This is a genomic window from Amycolatopsis regifaucium (genome assembly GCF_001613935.1).
GTDB lineage: Bacteria > Actinomycetota > Actinomycetes > Mycobacteriales > Pseudonocardiaceae > Amycolatopsis > Amycolatopsis regifaucium.
The window spans coordinates 120,885-143,034 of record NZ_LQCI01000052.1; the positions used below are offsets into that span (position 1 = coordinate 120,885).

The following is a 22,150-nucleotide window of genomic DNA, read 5'->3' on the forward strand; positions in this document are numbered from 1 at the left end:
GCCGGCGGCCGGGTGGCCGCCGCGGTCCGCCTCGTCTCGCGCTTGGCGAGCGACGCGGGAGAGCAATCACCTCGCCTGTAGCGCCACCCATCCCGGCTCACGGTCTGGCTCGACGTCGGATATCGACATGCATCTCAGTGTGCTCTCGGATCACCCGCACGCAACTCGGCCGCTTTGGACAACGAAACCCAGCACAGCGATCCGCGGAGCCTGACTCGGCCTGGATACAGTTTGCCACCCACCGGAGCTGGAGCTTTCCGATCCGTGCGGGTAGGCGAACGTCGCGCCGCCTGGCCACTGTGGCCGGTTCCCGACGCCGTCCTCGTCGAGTCCGTGCTGACCGGCCACCCCGCCATCAAGGTGCCGCGGTGCTATGTCCGCGGGTGCGCTACCGGGCAGACGCCGGCGGCAAGCCACTTCTCCCGCAGGTCCGCCGGGATGGTCAACGCGGTCGACTGACCGTTGGTCAGCGTCCGGACGCTGCCGCCGAGCAGCAGGCTGCCCGCCTTGTCGAGCACTGCCGTGGCCGTGTGGCTGCGGTCCTCCGAACGCTCCAGCCATCGCATCATCCGCGCCCCCGCACCGACCGCGCGGCGCCATCCGCGCGAGCTCGGCACTTCGAGCCAGTCGGCGACCTCCTCGGTGACGACCTGGCGGACCATCGCCGCGACCACCCCGTCGAATGCCTTGCCTGGCACCATTTCCTCGTACAGGCGCAGGAGGTTGCGGGTCAGCTCGATCCCCTCGGCCGACGGGCCGTAGGTCGCCTCGACCAGCTCCGCGTTCAGTTCCCGGGCTGCCGTCAGCGTTTCGGGCATGGCCTCGGCCGGGATGCCGAGCATCGCGCCCGTCACCCGCCAGACGTAGTAATAGTCCTCGGCTTCGCGCTCGGTCACCGAGATCCCGATCCGGCGCATCCCGTCGATGACCTGCACTGAGAAGATCAGCAGCGCGCCGAGCATGTCCTGCTGGCACAGTGGGACACCGTCAGCCTCGACATCCCATTCACCGGACCGGGTGATGAAATACCGCACCGCGGCATGAATCAGCCGGGTCTTCTGGATGGTGGGCACGAAGCTGCCGCCCGAGCCGAACGGATCCGGCCCCATCAAGTGCAGCACGAACTGCGACGTCTCCGACAACCGCCGATGCGGCTGGTTCAGCCGGTGGGTCAGCGACAGGACTCGGGACGGCCGCGGCTGGGCGTAGCAGTTCACCATGGCACCGAAGGACAGTACCGAAGCGACGTGCACACCATCGTCCACGAAGAACTCGTACGTACCCGCCACCCGGTCCAGATCCACCCAGCCCGGCGGGACGTCCGTGTCGATCAGATAACGCCGCACCGACTCCGGCAAATCCTCAGGAATGGGCTGGTCGTTGTCCCGGAACTGGGCCAGCACCTCGTTCACCACGCCTGTCCGCCCACCGGTCACCAGATCGGCGATGACGGCGTCCGCCAGCGGGTCACCCTGGTACTTCAGCGTTTCGAGAGCGGACAAACCCGCCCGCCGCCCGATCAAGCTTTCCGACATCGGGTCAGCCTCATCGAAAGTCCACTGTGGGCGCTAGCGCCGTTCGGGCACGGCCACGCCTCGATGTGGTGGCACCGTCATCACTGCCCGTGTCCCCACGGCAGGCGGCTACTGGATACGTCACCGGTCCGGGGGCCCAGAAGCCCGGTGCCCGCCGAGACGGGACCCTCGTCGAAGTAGTAGACGCGAGTGGCCGTCGCGGTCCAGGTGGTGGAACGTCGCCCGGGCGTCGGCCTCGGGCGAGCCCATCAGCGCACCGGTCCAGCGCACCTCGTCGTCCTCGGTCAACCGGCCGTCGTGGTCCCCGCCAGTGCGGGGAGCCGATCACCTTGGTGATCACGCCGGGCCGGCGACCGCGGGCACGGACTCCTCCACGGCAGGTCCTTCGGCCTTGCGCTCGCCGCCGAAACGACCACGCAATTCATCGACGGCCTCCGCGATCTGCCCGAGTTCGGACAGGACCGCTCGATGCGCCTTTTGGATAGCCGCCGCTTCCTCCCCCGCACGGGAAAGGATGAGTTGGGCCTCGCGATGCGCGGCGCGTTCCGTTTCCTTGCGGGCCTTCTCTGCCTCGGCGACGGTTTTCTTGGCGGTCGCCAGCAGGTCCTCGCTTTCCTTGCGGGCCTGTTCCTTGATCTCCCCGGCTTCGGCTTTGGCGACCGCGATAATCTTTTCGATCCGCCTTCCCAACCCACTGGCCTGGTCCGGTTCCGGAGTCCGAGGCGCCGGAACCTGGGCTTTGGCGAGCCTGCGTTCCGCTGTTCTCCGGGCTTTCTCGTGTCGGTCCACACGCTTCTCCATCGCCCGCACGTATTCGTCGACCTGTCGGCGGTCGTATCCCCGCAGGACGATCGGGAATTGGACGGCGGACTCCGCTGTGGCCTCGTCTTCGGACACCATACTTTCCATACGCCAAGTGTCGGATACGGCAAGAAGACCGGCAAACCGAAACCTGATGTCGGCGCACCGGGAGCCCTTTCGGGCAACCATCCGAGATGAGCGCCCACCAGGCACATCACCGATCGGCATCCTCCTCATTGTGGAATAGTGCCCGTCGTAGGGCTAACCCTATCGCGGAGCGTGCTCACCCATTGGTGCCCCGGCTTACCCGGCCGGAACGCGCGCGCGATCACGCTAAGTTGACGTTATTTCCCGCATCACCCGTAGCTGCGCCGCCCTTGATCACTCCAAAGCGAAGATCGAGGTGGTGGCCGGCGCCGATTGTCCCGTGAACCGAGCTGGATCGAGCGTTTCCGCAGGTCAGCCCAACGGCGAAGCCTGCGACGCTGCCTCTGCCTGGAGCGGTCCCGCCGGCTTGCGAGGTTCGCGACCACGGCGCCGGCCCAGCACGGTGTTCACCGTCGCACTCGACGAAGTCCGCGCCGTCGAGTCCACCGGCTCTCCGATTTGCGAGCAAGGGAAGCATCGATTACCGCTTCTCGAGCGCGGCGTGCGGGTTGTGCTAGCGGGTCGTGACATCCGGCAACCCACTCCAGCTTCCCGCGATCGTCACGATCGTCGAGATCGAACCTGATCGGGGCGGTCAACGTGACCCGCCTCAGCCGTACGACGGCGAGAAGACCGGACGAGTTCCGGGAAGCTTCATCTTGTACTTCGGCTGAGGCGCAACGTGAGGAAGTCCGAGCTGGGCGAGAGATCCGCGTAGTCGACCCGGTAGCCGCCGAAGGTGGCCCACTCGGCCTTGACCACGTCCATCGTGAACGACACCGCCGGGCCCGCCGATGGCAGGGCATAGGACATCGTCACGATCGCGCGCCCCGCCGAAGCGCAGCTCCCCCCTTTCGGGCACCGCTCGTCCAGCACCGCCAGATACTCGAGGCGCAGGTCTTCGTCCGGGAGCATCGCCCAGGTGCCGAGGCGGACCGTGAACGCGTCGTCCAACGCCGGCGGGCCGCACGAAGCGTTCATGAACACGAGCACCAGACCGAACAGCACCAGTCTCACCGGAATCCCCCAGAGCCACCGTCTTCTCATACGAGAAGGGACGAGGGGACCGGCCGTTCCGGTTGCGTCGGTCCGCTCGTCATCGGCGTGGGCATGGAACGCCGCAAAGCACTCGGGCTTTGATCGCCGAGTGGGTCGGTCTTGCGAAGGGGAACTCGGGCCCTCACTCCGGCGGGCGGTCGTCCCGGCTCACCTGATGGGCCGGGTCGCCGCCACCTCCCGCATGCCGGCCATGTGCGCCGCCCCCTTCGGGGCCTTCCTCGTTGGCTGGCTGGCCACCACCTGCCAGCAACCGAACGGTCCAGGACAAACGCGCCAAGTAGCCTGACCGACGAAGGCCGCCCCGAGAAGTGCAGAGACTTCTCGAGGCGGCCGTTATCGAGCAGGAGTCAAGACCGCGCGGACGCACTCGCCTTTCTCGCTCTTGAACAAGTCGTAGGCGTGGGGCGCCGTCCAGCCGGGATTCAGCGTGAATCGCGGTGATAGTCCCGGCGCTGCCCGATCTGGCCGTCCCGGTTCCGGATGACGTGCTCCACCTTGCGCTTCTGCGCCATTTCCCGCCCTTGTGCGACGGCGTCGGTCTTGACATCGTGGGCGTTCGCGGCACGGGAACTGCCCACGAGCCGGTTCTTCCACCGCCCGTTTTCGAACAAGGTCTCGACGGCACCTTCACCGACAAGCTCATCGCGGTGGGCGTCATCACCCGGGCCGGTGGGCGCCGAAGTGCCATATAGGGCAGGATCCGGTGGCGGGGCGACGCCCGGACCGCCGAGCGCCTCAGGATCCATCAGGTACTCGAGACCTTCAGAGCCGCTGCTCCAGCCGCCTTTCGCGCCATCCGGCCCGTCGGAAAGATGCCAGATGGTGTTGTTGTGGTCCTGGTTCTCTTCGTCGAACAACGCCGACGGCGCGACGTCGCTTTCGAGCCCGTCGGCCTTCAATTCCTCGATCGCGGCCAGCCACTGCTTCTGATGTACCGTGTCGCGGGCGAGGTTGAACTGCAGCATCGCCTTCACGCCGGGATCGTCGGTCATGTTGTACAACCGCGCCGTCTGCAAGCGGCCCTGCGCCTCAGCGGCGACGTTGGCCCGGAAATCCGCCAGCAGGTTCCCGGACGCCACGACATAACGGCCGTTCCACGGCACGCCGTTGGAGTCCGCGGGCAGTGCCCCGCCACCGCCGACGATCGCCTGCTGCACATCCATCCCACCGATCGTCGCGGCCATCACCGGGTCCTTCACCGCCTCCGCGGTGACCGTGGCGGGAGCGCCTTCCAACAGCCGGGCGACCATGGTGGCGAGCATCTCCACATGCCCGATCTCCTCGGTCGCCGTGTCCATGATCAGATCCTTGTACTTGCCCTCCATCCGGCAGTTCCAGCCCTGGAACAAGTACTGCATCGTCACCGACATCTCACCGAATGCGCCACCGATCAGCTCCTGCAATTTCCGCGCGTAGACAGGATCCGGCTTTTCAGGTTTCGCTTCGAACTGCAGGAGCTTAGTGTGACGGAACATCGGCCCGGACCTTTCTTCGGCGCGCACCTGGCTTCTCGCCGGTGCTCTGCCCGCCGGATGCCCTCTGGCGCCGAAAATAATCATGTTCACGCTCGCAGGTGAAGGCACGGACGGCGCCGGTGCTTCTCTTCGACCTCGACGTGCAAGATCACCGGGCCGGCCTGTCGACGTCGACCACCCCTGGGGTTTCGGCAACTCACGTGAATGGGCCACCCCTTGCCCGGCGACCAGGGCCCCTGCCGAGCCGCTCTCGCCGTGCTCCGCGTCATCTCCACCCTTACCCCCTCACACGGCGGGCAAACGGGCGACATCACGACAGACCACGCCGACGCGCGAGTTCGGCCACCTTCCCGCACCCTCGGTCCAGGCCGGGCCATGACCGACGAGGACGGTGCCCGCGCCGGTCCTCGCGATCGATGTGTTCTCCCACCGTGACTTTGTCAGCAGGACGTCGCGACCGGGCGACCCGACGATCTCCAGCGCGCCTCAGGGTTCATCGCCCGAGACACGCGGCGGCGAGCCGGGTCAGCGTGCGGTGGCAGATTTCGCCGGTGCGCCCGAGCGGAAGTTCGGCGAGGACAAGCAGGAACTCCGGCAGTTTGGGAGTCGCGACGCCGTTGCCGGTAAGGAAGGCCGTGAGCTCCGCCAGCGCCGGTGAGCGTCCATTCCGGACAGTCACGCAGGCGGTCCGATCCCGGAGGCACGGGCAGGACCACGGCACCGACCGCGGGCACGGCCAGTTCCGCGATCACCGCGGCACGTCCGGTGGGCTCCCGTACCCCGACGATGTCCGTGGAGCCGCAGCCGGCGGCCTCCAGCCGCCCGGCCAGTTCCCGCGCCGCGGTGTCCAGTGCCGGGTAGGTCAGCGATCCCTCGTCGTCGATGACCGCTGTGCGCAGCGGATGCTCGCGCACCCGGTCACGGAACAACGAGTACAGATCCCTGTCCGGACAGTGTCCATTCGGACCCGCTCACGGCGCAGCTCGACCGGCACGAGGTCGGGCAGGACCACTCCGGTGGCGGAAACCCAGGTCATACGGTGAACTCCCACGGCGAGCGCGGCGAGGTCTTCGCAGACCGGCACGGTCAACGGCCGGTCACATCGCCGCCCGGCACCCGCGTTGAGCCGGGAGGCCGCGGACAGGAGCGACGAGTCGGCCCGCGTGGCGGCGCGCGCCAGTGCCGTCATGATCCCGTGTGCGGACACGATCCCGCCGAACACGTCGACGATCGTCATCAACGACGGCGATACGCCCGCGTAGGCCTGTACGACGTAGTCCGTGCCCACCGGTGGTTTCGGTCCGAACTCGGTGCCCCAGCCCGACGCGGACACGTACACGATCCCGGGCCGGACGCGCGCCAGATCGTTCGGGCACAACGACCATTGTCCCGCCTTTGCCGGCGCCCAGTTGTGCAGGAACACGTCGGCCCCGGCGGCGAGTTCGAGAAGTTGCCGCCTGCCGCCTGGCGTGGTCAGGTCGGCTTCGACGACTTCCTTGCCCTCGTTGAGCGCGCGAAACCTGGCCGAAGTGTCCCCGGCGATCGGCGGTACCCACCGCAGCGGGTCGCCGCCCGGCGGCTCGATCCGCAGCACCGTCGCGCCGAGAAGCCGTAACAGATGCCCCGCCATGGGCCCTGCACCCGGCGGCACGATTCGAGGACCGCCAAGCCCGACAGCGGCAGCAGCTCCGCAGGTGCCCGCGCTCGTTCCCGCTCACGACGAAGGCGGGCATCGGGTGGAGCGCCCGGTCCGAGACCCGCATCAGGGTCATGCCCGCGCTGTCGGCTGCCCGTTCTATCGCGGCGATCGGGAGCGCGGCGAGCAGCCCCGGCAACCGCGGCGGCAGCGGACAGGTCGCGGTCGCGAACCTGTGCGCGAACGCCGGCGGCCGTCGTCTCGATTCACTGTGGCAGCGCTTCCGCGGCGGACCTGCTGTGCTCGGGGCAGGCCGCGGTCCGGTGCGGTGAACAATCGTGACGGTCAGTGACCTTGGCAGAATAAGCCGGTGACCGACACCGCCGCCTCCGACAGAGATGCTCCGCAGTCAGCGCTGAACCGGATCATCGCCGGGCACCCCCACGCCATCGGCGGTTTCCGGTTCTACTTCGCCGACCAATCCTGGGAGTGGTCCGACGATCTCGCCCGCCTGCACGGCTACGAACCAGGCACCATCCAGCCCACCACCGAACTGCTCCTGTCACACAAACACCCCGAAGACCGCGACACCGTCGCCGAAACACTCGCCGCGGCCGTCCACGACGGCACCGCCTTCTGCAGCCGCCACCGCATCATCGACACGGCCGGCGTCGAACACCACGTCCTCGTCGTCGGCGACCGGCTCCACGACGACACCGGCACCACCATCGGCACCACCGGCTACTACATCGACCTCAATCTCACCGACGACGACCACCGCCGGCAAATCCTCGACGAAACACTCCCCGACCTCCTCAACGCCCGCGCCGCCATCGAACAAGCCAAAGGCGCACTCATGCTCGTCTACGGCATCAACGCCGAACAAGCCTTCCGCATCCTGCAATGGCGATCCCAGGAGACCAACACCAAACTCCGGACCCTCGCCGAAAAACTCACCACCGCCCTCCCCGCCCTCGGCGGCAGCCCCACCCAACAACGCACCCGCTTCGACCACACCCTCCTCACCATCCACGACCACCCCGACCAGCCGGACACCTAGCGCGTCCACGGCCCCGGTCCGGATGCGCGAGGGCTCCGCGACAGGCGCCTAGTAAGCTCCATTGGACGGTAAGGGCCGAGTTCGCGCCGGGAGGCAACGACGTGGAATACGCTGCCAGCGCCGGCGGCCAGGGCCATGGTCAGCCGGTCGAGGCTGAGTTGCGGATCCTCGACCTGCCCACCTCGAGCGGGATAATGGTGCTCGGGACGATCGACCCGGCGACCCGCGCATCATGGGAGACGAGCTTGAACCTGCTGGTCAACAATGGCGGTGGGACAGTGGATCTGTCCCGCCTGTCGTTCACCGACGTCCGCGGGATGAGTGCCCTCATCGACGCGGCCCGCCGCGTCCAGCCACCGCGGTCGCTGACGATCCGGCATCCGCCGGGCACCGTACGTAAGGTCCTGCGCCTCTTCTGGCCGGAAGAGGCAGCTCAGCTCATCACCGACGACGGACGGCCGACATGACTCCAGCTGTCACGACCGCGGACCCGTTCGTTCACCCCGCTCTGTTCTACGCAGGTCCGGATGACTACCTGGCGGGCACCGTCCCCTTCATCCGCCAAGGCCTGCTGGCAGGCGAACCGGTCGCGGTGTCGGTTCCCGGCCCCAACCTCGAACTGCTGCGCACCGCGCTGGGCCAGGACGCCGAGCAGGTCCGGCTGCTCGACATGACCGAAGAAGGCCGCAACCCCGGCCGGATCATCCCCGGCGTCCTTCGTGCCTTCGCCGACGCCCACCCCGATCAGCGGGTCCGCATCATCGGCGAGCCGATCTGGGCAGGGCGTTCGGAACTGGAGTACCCGGCCTGCGCCCAGCACGAGGCATTGATCAACCTCGCGTTCACCGGCCGCGACGTCACCATTCTCTGTCCGTACGACACCACCCGGCTCGACGCGCACGTCCTGGCCGACGCCGAAGCCACCCACCCCCTGCTGGTCGACACCGACGGCGAACGTCCCAGCGCCGGCTACGACCCCCAACGCATCATCGGCGGCTACAACACCCCCCTCCCCGAACCGGCCACCTCCATCACCATCGACACCGTCACCCGCGACTCGGCCTCCCTGGCCCATGCCCGCGGCGTGATCCGCGAACAAGCGGATCGGGCCGGACTCTCCCCGGACCGCAAGGAAGACGTCGAACTCGTGGTCGCCGAACTGCTCGGCAACAGCATCGACCACGGCGGCGGGCAGGGACGGCTCCGGCTGTGGACCGAGCCGGGCTACCTGGTCTGCGAAGTCCGCGACACTGGCCACCTCACCGACCCGCTGGCCGGGCGGCGCCCCGTCCCCGCCGGGGAACTACGCGGCCGCGGTCTGCTGCTGGTCAACCAGCTGTCCGACCTCGTCCGCGTCCACACCGGCCCGCATGGCACCACCATCCGGGTCTGCTTCACCACGTAGCCCCCGCACGGAGTTACCGCATGCGCGAGCCGGCAGCGCGCTAAGTGGCGGCAGGGTCGCGCAGGGTGAGGCCGGCGAGTTCGGCGCGGGATTGGACGCCGAGTTTGGGGTAGGCCTTGTACAGGTGGTGTCCGACCGTTCTCGGGCTGAGGAACAGCTGCGCGGCGATGTCGCGATTGGACAGTCCGGTGGCCGCCAGTCGGACGATCTGCAGTTCCTGCGGAGTGAGCTGGGCTAGCGGGCCGCGCAGTGTGGCGTGCCCGCCGCCGCTGCCTGTCACTCCGGTGGCACCGAGTTCGCCTTCCACCCGTTCGAGCCACGGCCTGGCTTGTAATCGTTCGAACGTCTCCTTCGCGGAACGCAGGTGGGTGCTCGCCTCCGCCTTGCGGCGGGCGCGGCGCAGCCATTCCCCGTAGAGCAACTCGGTTCGCGCCTGCTCGAACGGCCGTCGATCCTTGCCGTGCAGGGAAAGCGCGGCCGTGAAGTGGTGTTCGGCTTCCTGCTCGGGGCCGAGCAGGGCCCGGCAGCGTGCGACCAAGGCGTCGGCCCATGCCTGGCGCATGCTCCTGGCGCGCGTGGTGAACCGATCGAAGGCCTCGCCTGCCCTGGCCGGCTCGCCGAGCCGCACCGCCGCCTCGACCAGGTCGGGCACGCTGCGGGTCACCGCGACACCGTAGCCGCTCGGTGACTCGGCGAGCGTCGCGAGCCGGGCCAACGCGGCTGCGGCGCGGCCTCTGCCGAGGTCGAGCACACCAAGGGCCCAGATGGCTCGGTGGGTGCCGGGGCCGTCGGGCGCGGCGAGCACGCTGTCGGCGAGATCACGGCATCGGGTGTCGTCGCCCTCGATGGCCATGAGGTAGGCCAGCACCCCGGCGTGCATCCCGCGCCATTGGTGCTGCCCCGTGTCCTCCGCGATCTGGTTTCCCTCAGTGGCCGAGGCGAGAGCGTCGCGGTGGAGGCTTACCGCGAGTTGCGCCTCGGCGAGCAGGAACAAGAGGTTCGGCAGCCGCGCGATCCGGCCGTCCGCCCTGGCCTCGGTCACGGCCCGGCGGGCGAGCGAGAGCACGGCGGCGTCCTGGCCGGTCGCCAGCTCGAGACCGCAGACCAGCAGCAGCTGGTGCGGTGCGTCCGCGTGCAGGCCGGCTTGCTCGCCGAGCGCGGCCAGGTCGGCAGGCGCGACGTCGCGGTCGAGGAGAACCGAAATCGCCGCGACGAGTAACCGGGCCATCGCGCCCCTGGCACCATCCGGTTCGAGCCGCAGAGCCGTCAGCCGGTCGAGGCTTTCGACCAGTTCGCGCCGTCCGGCGAACCAGCCGAAGTAGGAACCCGCCAGCAGCAGGTCCAGCGACTGCTCCTGCCCGAGCCCGGCCAGGTTCGCCGCGTCGAGCAGCAGCCGGTGCGCTTCGCCCGCCCGCCCCTCGGCGAACCGGGCGAGGGCGTCGACCTGGACCAGGCGGGCTCGCAGCTCAGGATCCTCCGGCGGCTCGGTCACCGCGACGGCCAGCGAACGAGCCCTGGACACTTCTCCGGCCTCGGCGGCGGCTTCGGCGGCGAGCACGAGCCGGCGCGCGCGCTCGGCAACGGCGGGGCTGAGCTGCGCGGCCCGCTCGTAGGCCGTCGCGGCGGCGGTGTGGCCGTGACGACTGCCCGCGCGGGTCGCGGTCCGCTCCAGCTCTTCCGCCACCGCTTCATCCGGTCCGGTACTCGCCGTGGCCAGATGCCAGGCGTGCCGGTCAGCGTGTTCGGGGCCGCTGAGCGCGCCGGCGAGCGCCTGGTGCAGTGCGAGCCGGTCGGCCAGCGGGGCGCCCTGATAGGTCGCCGTCCGCACCAGCGGGTGCCGGAAGCCGACGGTGCCGTCGGCGACGACGACCAGCCCGGCGAGTTCGGCCGGCCGCAGGTCGGCGACCGTGGCACCGAACCCTGCGGCGGCGGACAGCACTATCGCGAGGTCACCGGTGTCCTCTGCGGCTGCGATCAGCAGCAGCCACCGTGTGGCGTCGGGAAGGCGGTCCAGCTGGGCACTGAAGGTCGCGCGTAGTTTTTCCGTCAGCGGCAGGTGCGTGTCCAAGGCGGAATCCGCGTCGCCGAGGGCGGCGGGGAGCTCGATCAGCGCCAGCGGGTTTCCCCCGGCTTCGGCCAGCAGTCGGTAGCGCAGTTGCGGCGTCAGATCGTCAGCGTGCTCGGCGAGCAACGCGGTGGCGGCCGAGGCGTCCAGACCAGTCAGTTCGAGCTCCGGAAGGCCATGCGCGGAAAAGTGCGACCGCGCGCCGAAGACCAGCAGCACGCCGTCCTCGGCCAGCCTGCGGGCAGCGAACAGCAAGGTCTCGACCGTGGCGCGGTCCAGCCACTGGGCGTCGTCGACGAGGCACACCAAGGGTTTGTCCTCAGCGAGCCGGGCGAGCAGGGACAGCACCGCCAACCCGATCAGGAACTGGTCACCGCCGCCTGCCGGGGCCAGGCCCAAGGCGCTGCGCAGCGCCGCCGCCTGCGCCTCCGGCAGCGCGTCGAGGTGTCGCAGCGCCGGCCGCAGCAGCAGTTGCAGGCCGGCGAACGGCAGTTCGGCCTCGAACTCCACACCGCTGCCGCGGAGCACTCGCGCGCCTTCGGACGTCGCTGTCTTCGCCGCGTAGTCCAGCAGCGTGGTCTTGCCGATTCCGGGCTCACCCAGTACCACTAACGCCCCACTGTGCCCGGCCATCACGGCCGACAGCAGTTCGTCGAGGACGCGGTGTTCGGTGTCCCGGCCGTGCAGCATGTCGCGAACCCTACTTATGCCTGCCCGCCGCTCGTGCCAGAAGTACTTATTCGTGACCGATTCCTCGGCCGTTGACCGCGCATAACGTTCTCATCAGCAAGAACAAGCAAGCAGGAACACGGCAAGGAGCACTCAGGTGAGCGACCTCAACGAACTCGTCGACGACTACCTCGCGATCTGGAACGAGACCGACCCGGCCGCACGCCGCGCCAAGATCGACGCGGTGTGGACCGCGGACTGCAGCTACATCGACCCGATGGCGGAAGCACACGGTCGCGACCAGCTCGACGCCACGATCGGCGCGGTCCAAGCCCAGTTCCCCGGCTTCGTGTTCACCCTGGGCGAGGGTGTCGACATCCATCACGAACAGGCCCGGTTCACCTGGGAGCTCGGCGCGGAGGGCGCAGAGGCCATGGTGGTCGGCTTCGACGTCGCGGTCTTCGAAGACGGGCGTATCCGCAGCGTCTACGGCTTCCTCGACGAGATCCGCACTCCTTGAGCCTGGCCATGCCGGGCAGCGCTTCGTCAGCCCCTCGCAAAGCAAGGCTCACCGCAACCAGCTCGACAACTACTCGCCATCGGACAGAGGAGAATGAGATGACCGCCCCCACCGCAACCGTTCCGGCCTCCACCCCCACGACCACGTCCGCCACGACGATCCTGCGCCGGGTGCTCGTGCTCGACGCGCTCGTGACCGGCGGCAACGGCTTGATCTACCTGGTCGCCTCCGGACCCGTCGCCGGACTTCTCGGCACCAGCGCGGGTCTGCTGCTCGGCATCGGCGCCTTCCTGGCGGCCTACGGACTCGCGGTCGGTGCGCTGGCCGCGCAACGGAAGCCGTCGGGGTCGATGACGAAGCTGGTGATCGGCGCGAATCTGCTGTGGGCACTGGTCAGTGTCGGAGTCGCCGCGTTCGGTGTCCTCGGCACGAATGTGATCGGCACGACCTGGACGGTGCTGCAAGCCGGTACCGTCGCCGGATTCGCCGCCCTGCAAATGTGGGGACTGCGCAAACTGCGCACCCACCACTGACCTGTGGCACCACGTCACCACGCCGAGGACCGGGAACCTCCCGTCCTCGGCGTTCCTCATGCCCTTGATCGCTCAGCCGGCTGCTCGGTCGGCGTGGGACGCGTCGGGATGCGGGGCACGCCGGCGGGTCACCACGGCGTGCACCACCGCCAACAGCAAGGCGATCGCGACCAGCACGCCGCCACGCAGCCATACGGCGGCCTCGATCTGTGTTGCCAGCAGGACACACGATCCCAGCCCGAGCACGGGAAGCACCGAAGGCACGCGGAAGTGCGGCACCGCTTGCGTGTCCTTTCGCAGTACCAGCACCGCGGTGTTCACCGCCGCGAACACGATGAGCAGCAACAGGACGAGCGTGGAGGCGAGAACGGCGATCTCCCCGGTAAGCGCCAATCCCAAGGAGAGACCGCTGGTCGCGACGATCGCGACCCACGGGGTGCGCCGGCGGCGCAGTGTCTTCGTCAGCACCGACGGCAGGAGCCGATCCCGAGCCATGCCGTAGGCCAGCCGGGAGGACATGATGCTGGTGAGCAGCGCGCCGTTGGCCACGGCCACCAGGGCGATCACGCCGAAGACCCACGGCGGTACGCCACCGGCCACGCGCACCACCTCCAGCAGCGGCCCGCTCGACTCGGCCAACCGGGACGCCGGGACGACCGCGCCGGCGACCACACCCACCAGCAGGTACAACAGGCCCGCGGTGGCCATCGCGCCGAACAACGCCCGCGGATAGGAGCGGCGAGGGTCTTTGGTCTCCTCCGCGACATTCACCGACGTCTCGAAGCCGACGAACGAGTAGTACGCCAGCACGGCGCCGGCCAGCACCCCGGCGACCGGCCCGCGCTCCGCGGTACCCAGCTCGACCAGCCGGGCCGGTTCGGCATCCCCTCGTCCGATGACCCAGAGGCCCAGCCCGATCACCAGGACCAGACCACCGGTCTCGATCAGCGTGGCGACCATGTTGGCACGCAAGGAATCCTTGATGCCGCGGACGTTGAGCGCGGCCAGCACGAGCAGGAACACGGCGATCACCGGCACGGGCGGCAGATCGACGAACTCCCCCAGATAATCGCCTCCGAAGCCGCGCGCGAGCGCGGCCACCGAGACCACCCCGGCGGCCAGCATGCAGAAGCCGATCACGAAACCGGTGAACGGCCCGAACGCCCGGTGAGCGTAATGCGCGGCGCCGCCGGCCCGGGGATACTTCGTCGCCAGCTCCGCGTACGACGCCGCCGTGAGCATGGCCAGCACCAGCGCGACCACCAACGGTACCCACACCGCGCTCCCGGACACGCCGGCGATCTGCCCGATGAGCACATAGATTCCCGCGCCCAGCACGTCACCCAAGATGAACAGATAAAGCAAGGGTGTCGTCACCGCGCGAGCCAACGGTTCGGTCATCGGCTCAGTCTCCTGGAGAAGACCCGGCCCCGCCGATCAGAAGGAACACAGGACCCGGCGCACGACCGCCTCGTGCCACGCCATGCGGCCCTCAGTCAGTTCGTCGAAGGAGCCGGCACGGTCTCGACGGTGAGAGGGTCGCTGCCGGGCCCGGTCAGCCCGGCGAGCTCCAGAATCCGCAGTGGCATGGAACCCGCCGTTGTCAACACCGTCAACGTCGTGTCCAGTCCGGACGCCAGCCCTGCGGCGTCGAGCAAGAGCGCGATGCCACAGCTGCTGAGGTAACGCACTCCGGTCAGGTCGATCGTCAGTTCCGGCGCGTCGGCGGTTTCGATGCGGTGGAGCAGCGCCTGCCTCGCGTCGGCGGTGGTCGCCAGGTCGAGGTCACCTGTCAACCGCAGGACGGGTTCGCCGGGCGTGTCGTCCACCGGAACATCCATGGCTGGTCCGGCGGCCAGGACGGGGGGCACCGTCCTCGCGGCCGAGGTCGGGATCCGGAACCTGACTGTGGTGCCGTGCTCGTTCTGTTCGATGGCGGCTTCTTCGGCCAGCGCCTTGATGAGCTGGATGCCGCGACCGCGATGTCCGTTGTCGGCCGGTTCCGGCCGCCAGGTGCCGTGATCGGTCACGACCACCTCGACCTTGCCCGTCGCTGTCCTGGCCACCGAGTAGGCGACCTCGCCGGCGGTCTGCGAATAGGCGTGCTCGATGGAGTTCGCGACGGCTTCGACGAGGGCGAGGTTCAGGTCTTGGTACAGCTCGGCGGAGATACCGGCGAGTTGCGACCACTGAACGACCTCCGCGCGCAGCTCCCGAAGGATACCGGGTTCCGCCGTTCGGCTGCGTCGCAGCGGCGGTGGTGTCAGCCGGAGCCCGAGCAAAGCGACGTCGTCTTGCTGCCCGGAGTCGAGCAGGTTGTCGATGATCGTCGCGACCAGCGGTTCCGGGGACAAGGACCGGTTTTCCGTCAGGGTTTCACACAGCCGTCGCAACCCCTCGTCGATGTGCTCGTCGCGCCGTTCGATCAAACCGTCGGTGTACAGCAGTACCGAAGCTCCGGGATCCAGGGTCGCGGTCTCCTCGCGGTAGCGCGAGCGTCGCGGCCCGCCCAGCACGCTGCTTCCGCCGGGAAGCAGCGTCGCCGTCGAGCCGTCGACGACCACGGGCGGCGGGTGCCCGGCGAGGGCCCACCGCAATTCGCCGGTTTCCCAGTCGAGGGTCAAGCAGGCGCAGGTGGTGCCCGAAGCTCCCTCGATGCGGGCAGCGAACGCGTCGAGGCGTTGCAGCGCCGCGGCGGGCCCATGTCCGTCGAGCAGGCTGACGGCCAGCGCGCTGCGCAACTGCCCCATGATCGCCGCGGCCTGTGGTCCCTTGCCGACGACATCGCCGACCGAGAGCGCCACGACGGAGCCACCCAGTGAGATCAACTCGTACCAGTCTCCGCCAGTTTGCGCGTGGGCGGCGACGGGCAGATAGCGTGCCGCGGCGGCGATCCGGGACAGCGCGGGGAGTTCACGGGGCAGCAGACTCTGCTGAAGGGTCTCCGCGATATCGCGTTCGCGTTGCAGCATCAGGTCGCGTTCGGCTTCGCGGCGACGTCGTTCGGTGACGTCGCGACCGATCGCCTGCACCCCGGACGGAGTGGCCTGGACGCTCAGTTCGAGGGCGATGCCGGTTCCGTCGGCCCGACGGAAGTGGTGCACATCGCTGGTCTCCCAGACCTTCCCCAGATCCGCGACGAATTCTCGCCACCGGTCGCTTCCGTCGTTCTCGAGCAGGTCGGTGATCGGGGTGCCGATGAGCTCGTCACGGGAGTAGCCGAGCAGTTCGCAGGCCGCCGGATTGATCTCGTCGAATCCGAGGTCGCGGTCCAGCATCCAGATCGCGTCGGTCGCCCGTTCCACGAGTAGCCGGTAGCGCTGTTCGCTGTCTCGCAATGCCCGGCCCGCGTGCGTGCGCTGGATGGATTCCCAGCAACGGTTCACGATCATTTCCACCAGGCCGATTTCGGCCTCCGTCCAGTGCCGGACGGTCGCCTGGTGGACGGCCATCGCGGCGACGAACCGGCCGCCGCGCAGCAGCGGCACGCAGATGACGGCCCGGATACCGGTCACCTGGTAGGCATTCAGGTCCGATTCTTCGAGGCGGTCGTCCTCGGCACTGTCGGCGACGATCCACGGCAGACCGGCGCGCATCGCGCGCAGGCAACCCTTTCCGAACTCCGACATCGCGAACCGGCCGGGCAACGGCGGAAGACCGGTGGCATGGTCGCCACTCATCAGGAAGTGGTCCTCGTCGTCTTCGGCCTCGGCGTAGGCACAGCGATCGGCGTCCAGGTGATCGCCGAGGCTCCGGGCCGCGTACGCCATGACCTGCTCGGCGTCCTCCAGCTCCTGAAGCCCTCGCTCGAATTCGGCGAGGAACTGGTGCCGCTCGGTCTCCAGCCGCCTCCCGGACACGTCGAGCAGGACACCGCTGACGACGCCCCCAGGCAGTACCCTCCCCAGCTCCTGAAGCCAGACGATCCGCCCGTCCGCGGCGATCGCGCGGTAGGTGAGGTCGTAGTCGGGACGGGCCCAGCCTTGGGCGCGCACGCGGCGGTAGCGCCCGCGATCCTCTGGGTGCACCAAGGAAATCGCGAAGGCCGGATCGGCCAGCCAGGCGGCGGCAGGATGCCCGAGCAGGCGCCGGCATCCTTCGGACACGAAAGAATAAGCACCGCTCTGGACATCCGCCTGCCATACGACGACCGGAGAACCACCCACGACGTCAAGGAGGTCCTGGCCACCGTCGCCGGAACCCGGCGGCGGGTCTTGCGTTTCCATGAGCACAACCTCCAGCGGGGACACCGGGACCCGGCCGGAAAGTGGCCTGTCTCGAAAGCCGTATACGTGAAAGAATCTAAACGGTCGCGGCCTGCTCGAGCTCTCGGCATGCTCATTTACAGGGCAACAGCGCCGCCCTCACCGCGCCGGGCGAAATCGGCGACCTGTCGCCGTCGTGCTGAACCTGTCGCGGATGACCTTCTGCTCCAGTGGGAAAACCGCACACCGAAATTGCCCAGGGCGCGAAGCGGCATGGACAAGTCCGGTATGGCGTTTCGCGCGAAATACGGTTCATCTCGGAGCGACCAGAAAACCGTTGACCACGGGAGCACGCACGCCGGGCGGGTCGCGGCTGGTTGCTCAACCGTCACGATGCACAGTAGTACAGCTTCGCTATGCTCGTGAACCGTGCGGGCCGTTCCTTCTCGCCCGAACACTCCCTCGGCCGGTCAGTCGGTTCTTTCCTCGACCTTGTGAAATGAAGAGTGGTGGCGGATGAGTGGGTCGGCGGTTTCGACGATGAGTCGTGCTGGGGAAGAGGAGCTGCGGCAGCTTCTCGCCGGTTTGACGGCGGTGCGGGACGGGGACTTCGGCATTCGGCTGCCGGACGGCGACGGCGGTCTGCTGGGCGACATCGCGACGGTGTTCAACGGGATGGCGGACCAGCTGTCCCTGTTCACCTCGGAGGTCACCCGGGTCGCCCGTGAAGTCGGCAGCGAGGGGCAGCTCGGCGGCCAGGCGAAGGTACCGGGTGTGTCAGGCACCTGGAAGGACCTCACCGACTCGGTGAACGCGATGGCGGGCAACCTCACCACCCAGGTGCGTGACATCGCCCAGGTGGCGACCGCGGTGGCCCGAGGCGACCTGTCGCAGAAGATCGACGTCGACGCCCGCGGTGAGATCCTGGAGCTGAAGGACACCGTGAACACGATGGTGGACCAGCTGTCCTCGTTCGCCGACGAGGTCACCCGCGTCGCCCGTGAGGTCGGCAGCGAGGGCAGGCTGGGCGGCCAGGCGGAGGTTCCGGGCGTCGGCGGTGTCTGGCGTGACCTCACCGACTCGGTGAACTTCATGGCGGGCAACCTGACCGACCAGGTCCGGAATGTCGCGCAGGTGACGACCGCGGTCGCCAAGGGTGATCTGTCGCAGAAGATCACGGTGGACGCGCGCGGCGAGATCCTCGAACTGAAGAACACCATCAACACGATGGTCGACCAGTTGTCCTCCTTCGCCGACGAGGTCACCCGCGTCGCCCGTGAGGTCGGCACCGAAGGCCGCCTCGGTGGCCAAGCCGACGTCAAGGGCGTCTCCGGCACCTGGCGCGACCTCACCGACTCCGTGAACTTCATGGCGGGCAACCTCACCGACCAGGTCCGCAACATCGCCCAGGTCGCGACCGCGGTCGCCAAGGGCGACCTGTCGCAGAAGATCAACGTGACGGCCCGCGGCGAGGTCCTGGAGCTGAAGGACACGCTGAACACCATGGTGGGGCAGCTGTCCGCCTTCGCCGACGAGGTCACCCGTGTCGCCCGTGAGGTCGGCACCGAAGGCCGCCTCGGCGGCCAAGCCGACGTCAAGGGCGTCTCCGGCACCTGGCGCGACCTCACCGACTCCGTGAACTTCATGGCGGACAACCTCACCGCCCAGGTCCGCTCGATCGCCCAGGTCACCACCGCGGTGGCTCGCGGGGACCTCTCCCAGAAGATCCGGGTCGACGCGCGCGGCGAGATCCTGGAACTCAAGGACACCATCAACACGATGGTCGACCAGCTCTCCGCCTTCGCCGACGAAGTCACCCGCGTCGCCCGCGAAGTCGGCACCGAAGGCAATCTCGGCGGGCAAGCGACGGTACGGGGTGTTTCCGGCACCTGGAAGGACCTCACCGACAACGTCAACGTGATGGCGTCCAACCTGACCGGCCAGGTGCGCTCCATCGCCCAGGTCGCCACGGCGGTAGCGCGAGGCGATCTGTCCCGCAAGATCACCGTCGAGGCCAAGGGCGAGGTCGCCGCGCTGGCCGACGTCATCAACACGATGGTCGACACGCTCTCCGCGTTCGCGGACGAGGTCACCCGCGTCGCCCGCGAAGTCGGCACCGAGGGCATCCTCGGCGGGCAGGCCCGGGTCCCGAACGTCGCCGGCACCTGGAAGGACCTCACCGACAACGTCAACTCGATGGCGAACAACCTCACCGGCCAGGTCCGCAACATCGCCCAGGTCACCACCGCCGTCGCCCAAGGCGACCTCACCCGCAAGATCGACGTCGACGCGCGCGGCGAGATCCTGGAACTCAAGACCACCATCAACACGATGGTCGACCAGCTCTCCGCCTTCGCCGCCGAGGTCACCCGCGTCGCCCGCGAGGTCGGCAGCGAAGGGCGGCTCGGTGGCCAGGCGGAGGTCGAAGGCGTCTCGGGCACGTGGAAACGCCTCACCGAAAACGTCAACGAACTGGCCGGGAACCTCACCCGCCAGGTGCGGGCGATCGCCAAGGTCACCAGCGCGGTCGCGGAAGGCGACCTCACCCGCTCGATCACCGTGGACGCCTCCGGCGAAGTCGCCGAACTCAAGGACAACATCAACTCGATGGTGGAGTCGCTGCGCGAGACGACCCGGGCGAACCAGGAACAGGACTGGCTGAAGTCGAACCTGGCCACCATCACCGGGCTGATGCAGGGGCGTCGTGACCTCGCGGTCGTCGCGGCCGCGGTGATGGACGAGCTGGTGCCGCTGGTCGCCGCGCAGTACGGCGCGTTCTACCTCGCCGACGACACCACGGAGATGCCGGAACTGCGCCTCGTCGGCGCCTACGGGCATCCGGAGGGCGAGGACGGCCCGGTGGTGCGCTTCAGGATCGGCCAGTCACTGGTCGGCCAGGCGGCGCGCAGCCGACGCCCGATCGTCGTCGACGACGTCCCGCCGGACTACGTGGCGATCTCGTCCGGTCTGGGAAAGACGAGCCCGGCCAACCTGATCGTGCTCCCGATCGTGGTGGAGGATCAGGTCCTCGGCGTCATCGAGCTCGCTTCGGTCCACGGCTTCACCGCGGTGCACCGCGCCTTCCTCGAACTGCTGATGGAACAGATCGGCGTCAACGTCAACAGCATCGTCGCCAACGCGCGCACCGACGAACTTCTCGGCGAATCGCAGCGGCTGACCGCCGAACTCCAGACACGTTCGCAGGAACTGCAGTCACAGCAGGAAGAACTGCAGCGTTCCAACGCCGAGCTGGAGGAGAAGGCCGCCCTCCTGGCGACCCAGAACCACGACATCGAGACGAAAAACCTCGAAATCGAGCAGGCCCGGCAAGAACTCGAGACCCGCGCCCATCAGCTGACACTGGCGTCGAAGTACAAGTCGGAGTTCCTGGCCAACATGAGCCACGAACTACGAACCCCGCTCAACAGCCTGTTGATCCTCGCGCAGCTGCTCGCCCAGAACCCGACCCGGAACCTCACCGCCAAGCAGGTGGAGTACGCGAGCATCATCCATTCGGCCGGTTCGGATCTCCTGCAGCTGATCAACGACATCCTCGACCTGTCCAAGGTCGAGGCCGGGAAGATGGATGTCACCCCGGAGCAGGTGCCGCTGCGGCAGCTGCTGGACTACGTCGAAGCGACTTTCCGCCCGATGACCTCCCAGCGGCATCTGGACTTCCGGATCGTCGTCGGCCAAGACTCCCCCGCGCAGCTGCTGACCGACGACGCGCGTCTGCGGCAGGTTCTGCGGAACCTTCTCTCCAATGCCGTGAAGTTCACCAATACCGGCGGAATCGAGCTGCACATCGCGCCGGCGGGCAGGGAAGAGCTACCTCCCGCCATGCACGCGAACGGCCCGGCGGTCGCCTTCCGGGTCGTCGACACGGGTATCGGGATCGCCGAACACCAGCTCGAATCGATCTTCGGCGCGTTCCAGCAGGCCGACGGCACCACCAGCCGCAAATACGGCGGCACCGGTCTGGGGTTGTCGATCAGCCGGGAGATCGCGAAGCTGCTCGGTGGGCACCTCGCCGCGGAGAGCACTCTCGGCGAGGGCAGTACCTTCACCTTCTACCTTCCGATCGCGCGACCGGATTTCACGGCGCGGCCCGCGATCGGTACGGAACCGGCGCCCAAGCCGGACACCGAGCCCGCAGCACAGCCGTCCGCCTCGGCCCACCGGCGATTGCTGGTCATCGAAGGACGTCAACGTGGCTTGCTGACCCTTGTCGCCGAGAGCGCGGCCGGCGATCTGGCCGACAGCAGGGACTTCGGTGTCGTGACCGCCGACGTCGAGGTGGTGAGTGCGGCCGGGACACGACAGGCGGCCACGGCGCTCGCCACCGACGCCTATCACTGCGTCGTGCTCGACCTCGACCTACCGGACGGGACCGCGTTCACCTTCCTCGAAGCCGTGCAAGGCGACCATGCCCTGAGAACCGTCCCGATCCTGGTCCACAACACCAGGCGGCTGGACCAGGAGCAGGAACAGTTGCTGCAGGCGCGGGCCGAGACCTTGTCGCTCGAGGTGCTTTCCGGCCTGGACGAACTGCGTGAGCGGCTCGCGTTGCACTTGTCGGCCGAGAAGCCGGGAGCCGTCCTGCCGCTGGTCCAGCCCGGCAACGAGTCGGCGCCCGTGCGCACTCGGAACGTGGACAGCACTTTGACCGGCCGCACCGTGCTGATCGTCGACGACGATCCGCGCAACGTCTACGCCCTCACCGGAATCCTCGAGTTGCACGGCCTCAACGTGCTGCACGCCGAAGACGGCCGGAAAGGTGTCGAACGGGTGGCCACGCAGCCGGGCATCGATCTGGTCCTGATGGACATCATGATGCCCGAGATGGACGGATACACGGCCACCGAGACGATCCGGGCCATGCCCGAACACGCGAATCTGCCCATCGTCGCCGTCACGGCGAAGGCGATGCCTGGAGACCGCGAAAAGAGCATCGCCTCGGGCGCGAACGACTACGTCACCAAACCGGTCGACACGGATGAGCTGATCGCCTGCCTCAAACGACACCTGACGGTCTGAGCG

General features: G+C 68.3%; 16 protein-coding genes and 2 pseudogenes. 7 read left to right on the forward strand and 11 right to left on the reverse strand.

Annotated elements, in window-relative coordinates; all coding sequences use genetic code 11:
• Nucleotides 1–371: 371 nt before the first annotated feature.
• From AVL48_RS36165 to AVL48_RS36190, 8 genes and pseudogenes are all read right to left on the reverse strand, one after another.
• Nucleotides 372–1,535 (reverse strand): oxygenase MpaB family protein, encoded by a 1,164-nt coding sequence (locus tag AVL48_RS36165; RefSeq protein WP_061981012.1) that lies wholly within the window; start codon nucleotides 1,533–1,535, stop codon nucleotides 372–374.
• Between the two features lie 336 nt (nucleotides 1,536–1,871).
• A complete protein-coding gene (locus tag AVL48_RS36170; protein ID WP_244162448.1) occupies nucleotides 1,872–2,564 on the reverse strand; it encodes a DivIVA domain-containing protein in 693 nt (230 codons plus the stop codon).
• Between the two features lie 573 nt (nucleotides 2,565–3,137).
• Nucleotides 3,138–3,500, reverse strand: a complete 363-nt coding sequence (locus AVL48_RS36175) for a hypothetical protein (RefSeq protein ID WP_063054189.1) — start codon at nucleotides 3,498–3,500, stop codon at nucleotides 3,138–3,140.
• A 464-nt stretch (nucleotides 3,501–3,964) separates the two neighbouring features.
• Entirely contained in the window at nucleotides 3,965–4,153 is a 189-nt protein-coding gene (locus tag AVL48_RS40425; RefSeq protein ID WP_279626633.1) for a DUF2188 domain-containing protein, read from the reverse strand.
• A gap of 60 nt (nucleotides 4,154–4,213) precedes the next feature.
• Nucleotides 4,214–5,017: pseudogene (locus AVL48_RS36180) on the reverse strand (manganese catalase); the annotation flags it as partial.
• A 493-nt stretch (nucleotides 5,018–5,510) separates the two neighbouring features.
• Nucleotides 5,511–5,696 carry a hypothetical protein gene (locus AVL48_RS40430; RefSeq protein WP_061981008.1) on the reverse strand — a complete coding sequence of 62 codons (186 nt, stop codon included), beginning with the start codon at nucleotides 5,694–5,696 and terminating at the stop codon, nucleotides 5,511–5,513.
• Between the two features lie 70 nt (nucleotides 5,697–5,766).
• Nucleotides 5,767–5,931, reverse strand: a pseudogene (locus tag AVL48_RS40435) (long-chain fatty acid--CoA ligase); the annotation flags it as partial.
• Nucleotides 5,880–6,647, reverse strand: a complete 768-nt coding sequence (locus tag AVL48_RS36190) for a CoA transferase (RefSeq protein WP_061981007.1) — start codon at nucleotides 6,645–6,647, stop codon at nucleotides 5,880–5,882. The pseudogene AVL48_RS40435 and the gene AVL48_RS36190, both read right to left, overlap by 52 nt.
• A gap of 140 nt (nucleotides 6,648–6,787) precedes the next feature.
• Here AVL48_RS36190 and AVL48_RS40440 point away from each other — a divergent pair, with 140 nt between their 5' ends.
• The 4 genes from AVL48_RS40440 (at nucleotide 6,788) to AVL48_RS36205 (ending at nucleotide 9,118) form a co-directional block, all read left to right on the forward strand.
• A complete protein-coding gene (locus tag AVL48_RS40440) occupies nucleotides 6,788–6,985 on the forward strand; it encodes a hypothetical protein (RefSeq protein ID WP_244162449.1) in 198 nt (65 codons plus the stop codon).
• Nucleotides 6,986–7,023: 38 nt separating this feature from the next.
• Nucleotides 7,024–7,713 carry a PAS and ANTAR domain-containing protein gene (locus tag AVL48_RS36195; RefSeq protein WP_082857885.1) on the forward strand — a complete coding sequence of 230 codons (690 nt, stop codon included), beginning with the start codon at nucleotides 7,024–7,026 and terminating at the stop codon, nucleotides 7,711–7,713.
• 101 nt (nucleotides 7,714–7,814) lie between these two features.
• Nucleotides 7,815–8,180 (forward strand): STAS domain-containing protein, encoded by a 366-nt coding sequence (locus AVL48_RS36200; RefSeq protein WP_061981006.1) that lies wholly within the window; start codon nucleotides 7,815–7,817, stop codon nucleotides 8,178–8,180.
• Complete coding sequence (locus tag AVL48_RS36205; protein ID WP_061981005.1) at nucleotides 8,177–9,118, forward strand: sensor histidine kinase; 942 nt, start codon at nucleotides 8,177–8,179, stop codon at nucleotides 9,116–9,118. Before AVL48_RS36200 ends, AVL48_RS36205 begins: the two co-directional genes overlap by 4 nt.
• Before the next feature lie 40 nt (nucleotides 9,119–9,158).
• Here AVL48_RS36205 and AVL48_RS36210 read toward each other — a convergent pair whose 3' ends face one another.
• Nucleotides 9,159–11,873, reverse strand: a complete 2,715-nt coding sequence (locus AVL48_RS36210) for an ATP-binding protein (protein ID WP_061981004.1) — start codon at nucleotides 11,871–11,873, stop codon at nucleotides 9,159–9,161.
• Between the two features lie 136 nt (nucleotides 11,874–12,009).
• On the opposite strand from AVL48_RS36210, the gene AVL48_RS36215 reads away from it, so the two are divergent.
• The gene (locus tag AVL48_RS36215) at nucleotides 12,010–12,372 is read left to right on the forward strand and encodes a nuclear transport factor 2 family protein (protein ID WP_061981003.1); all 363 of its coding nucleotides are present in this window, start codon (nucleotides 12,010–12,012) and stop codon (nucleotides 12,370–12,372) included.
• Nucleotides 12,373–12,470: 98 nt separating this feature from the next.
• A complete protein-coding gene (locus AVL48_RS36220; protein ID WP_061981002.1) occupies nucleotides 12,471–12,905 on the forward strand; it encodes a hypothetical protein in 435 nt (144 codons plus the stop codon).
• A gap of 72 nt (nucleotides 12,906–12,977) precedes the next feature.
• Here AVL48_RS36220 and AVL48_RS36225 read toward each other — a convergent pair whose 3' ends face one another.
• Nucleotides 12,978–14,306, reverse strand: a complete 1,329-nt coding sequence (locus AVL48_RS36225) for an APC family permease (RefSeq protein ID WP_061981001.1) — start codon at nucleotides 14,304–14,306, stop codon at nucleotides 12,978–12,980.
• 95 nt (nucleotides 14,307–14,401) lie between these two features.
• Nucleotides 14,402–17,131, reverse strand: a complete 2,730-nt coding sequence (locus AVL48_RS36230; RefSeq protein ID WP_061981000.1) for a SpoIIE family protein phosphatase — start codon at nucleotides 17,129–17,131, stop codon at nucleotides 14,402–14,404.
• Between the two features lie 519 nt (nucleotides 17,132–17,650).
• Here AVL48_RS36230 and AVL48_RS36235 point away from each other — a divergent pair.
• Nucleotides 17,651–22,147 (forward strand): HAMP domain-containing protein, encoded by a 4,497-nt coding sequence (locus AVL48_RS36235; RefSeq protein WP_208616230.1) that lies wholly within the window; start codon nucleotides 17,651–17,653, stop codon nucleotides 22,145–22,147.
• The last annotated feature ends 3 nt before the right edge of the window (nucleotides 22,148–22,150 follow it).